Origin of the sequence: Acinetobacter stercoris, assembly GCF_900323515.1 — a bacterium.
Classification (GTDB): domain Bacteria; phylum Pseudomonadota; class Gammaproteobacteria; order Pseudomonadales; family Moraxellaceae; genus Acinetobacter; species Acinetobacter stercoris.
Map to the genome: position 1 here is coordinate 1 of NZ_OOGT01000304.1, position 2,909 is coordinate 2,909.

The following is a 2,909-nucleotide window of genomic DNA, read 5'->3' on the forward strand; positions in this document are numbered from 1 at the left end:
CAATAATGACTCAAAAGACAAAAGAAAAAGCTTTACCAAAGGTTCACGATTCGATATACCAATTTACTGCATATCCTAAACAATACGCTAAAATAAAAAGGACTTAACAATGCCACAGAGGAAACGGAATAATCCTGCTGATGGTTTTTTTCAGAACAATGCTATCTTTTTTCAAGCATTCCAAGGAAAAATAACTCCATCATCACACATTAAACAAACAAATTTCAGCCACAATAAAGTTGCAATTATCGGTACTGACCAATTCACTGTAACGCATCTCGAACAGATCTGTCTACAGGCAAAGTCTGTTCGGGTCTTCCAAATTGTACCAAATTTCATCTTGCCAAAGACCCAAAAAGAAATTCAGCGAGTCGTAGCACACCCTTTAATAATCAAAAACAGGAGATTATTCAATAATCGTATCAAAACAGTATTGGCGTTGCGCTATCTGGATTCGCAGATAAAAGACCCTTGGTTGAAGCGCCAGTTAACCCCTAATGCAGCAGTATCCGAAAAAGTATTCTTTAAGTCTGATACCTATCTGACAGCCTTACAACGTGATAATTGCAAACTGGTTACCTGGCCTATAATTAAAATTACAACCAATGGCATATATAGTATGGATGGTGAAAATTATTTTGCTGATGTAATTATTACTACATTTAAATAGAAAAAGAGGCATAGCCTCTTTTTCTAAGATTGTTGTAGTTGCTGGATAACAGCATCACAATTGATTGCTGCATTAAAATAAAAACCTTGCCCTATTTTGCAACCGCAATCAATCAAGATATCAAGTTGTTCCTTTGTTTCTATGCCTTCTGCAACAATATCCAGATGTAATTTTGGACCTAATTGAGTTATGGCTTGTACTACTGCCAATATTGTTGGATCACAACTAATCAGGTTGATAAAACTTTTATCAATCTTCAAACAATCCACAGGATAATCTTTCAATCTGGTTAATGATGAATGTCCTGTACCAAAATCATCTAAAGCAATCCGTATTCCCTTTTGCTTTAGTAACTCTAAAGCCCGACGTACATAGTCTGATCCACGTTCTTCCAGTATCTGCTCTGTTACTTCGATTTCAACCAAATGATAAGGAATCTTAAATTGTGCCATGCGTATTAAAATTTGCTCGGCATAATCATCCCTTAAAAATTCTACTGGAGCTACGTTAATTGCGACTGGTACTACATGTAAACCTTTATTGATGCAATAAGCTAAATCAGTAAAAATTTTCGTATGCATCAACTCACTTAGTTTAGTCGCAAGCTTATAGTCTTTAAATGCTTCTTGAATGACGTTTGGTAGCTGAATGTCTCCACTTTCAGGACAATTCCATCTTAATAAAGCTTCATAACCAACCAGTTTATTTGTTTTTAGATCGATTTTTGGCTGATAATAAGGCACGACTAAATCCTGACGGATAATTTTTCTTGCCAGATTCAGCTGTTTCGCCATATTTTCCGTATTTAAAAACATCTGTTTGTTGAAAAAACGAATACCACCACGTCCATCAGCTTTCAGGTCATTGAGTGCCGTATCCACACATTGCATTAATCCACTCGCATCTTGTGCATCACGTGGATATAAAGCACAGCCAATACTCATCCCGCCATTAATTAACCTTCCAGAATAACTAATGGATGCATCCAGTTGCCTAGATGCAAGTTCAGCAATTTTTACAAAATCTTGCTCAGAACTTAAGCTCCCGACTGCGATGGCAAATTCATCGCCCCCCAAACGTGCAATGAATACGTCTTCATGTAAAACCGATTGCAAACGTTTTGACAATACACGAAGTAAATGATCACCTGCGGAATGTCCTAAAGTGTCATTTACATGTTTAAAATGATCCAGATCGATAAGCAAGATTCCAGCCATCTGCTGTTTATCTTTGGCATGCGTAATAAGGCGTTTCAGACGAGTTTTAAATAATCGTCTGTTATATAACCCTGTCAAATCATCAATTTCGCTATTTTTACGCAGCTTATTTTCGGCATTTTTCTGTAATGTTACATCTCGTGATACACACAAAATTGATCGTGTTTCACCCTTTTCATCGAGCACAGGTGTTAAAATATTATCCCAATATTGGGTTATACCAGCACCAACACTTTTCCCTGCAAAACGTGCATTTTTACCTTTTACAGCTTGACGTAAAGCTTTTTCTCCTCGACCGCGCACCTCTACTGGTAATAAATCCAGCCACTTCATTCCGAATTCTTTTTCGTCAGGTGCCAAGCCTAAAGCTTTACGACCTGATAAATTCATGTGTTTTACATTTCCATCAATATCAAGAACTTTAATACAATCCACACTCACATCGAGCATATTCTCATAGGTTCCAAGTTGTTCCATAAGATCAACTTGCCCCATTTTTCTTTTTTGAATATTTGTCGCAGTAATGAGTAATACAGGCTGATTTAATTCAGAATGATAAAAACACTGTATATGCAAAGAAAACCATTGGAATTGATGATCTACTTCCAACCGGACATCATACTGCATGCTCAAGTTGGTATCTTTGGCATCATTATATTTTTTTAAGAAATTACTTAAATCATCCTGATGAATCATGGTGAAATAATTATGGCTAAAACCAAAAATATTTTTCCATGACAAATTTAAATAAATCGGTTGTCCATCAAGTGAAAAGACGCCTACCATTTGCGCCAAATAATCAAATGCTTTAAAAAAAGATGATTTTTTCTGATTAACCTCATCTAATAAAGCAATCGGTTTCATAATTTCGTCAGCTTTCGGCTCGAATCTTGAAGGTATACGAGCATATACATTTGTCATACGCCATTTCCTCCATTCAATTCAAAGCATACTTAGACAGGCTTATTTTCCCACAACGTGAACTCAATCACAATTACAACAATAAATATTATGACTAAAAT

2 protein-coding genes are annotated in these 2,909 nt (G+C 36.0%); one reads left to right on the forward strand and one right to left on the reverse strand.

Features of this window, described 5'->3' with window-relative positions; translation table 11 throughout:
• Window positions 1-109: 109 nt before the first annotated feature.
• On the forward strand, window positions 110-670 hold the full coding sequence (locus KPC_RS18765) for an NAD(P)/FAD-dependent oxidoreductase (RefSeq protein WP_121975845.1): 561 nt from the start codon (window positions 110-112) through the stop codon (window positions 668-670).
• A gap of 23 nt (window positions 671-693) precedes the next feature.
• Here KPC_RS18765 and KPC_RS18770 read toward each other — a convergent pair whose 3' ends face one another.
• Window positions 694-2,751: a sensor domain-containing protein gene (locus KPC_RS18770; protein WP_407642000.1), complete on the reverse strand. Its 2,058-nt coding sequence runs from the start codon at window positions 2,749-2,751 to the stop codon at window positions 694-696.
• Between the last annotated feature and the right edge of the window lie 158 nt (window positions 2,752-2,909).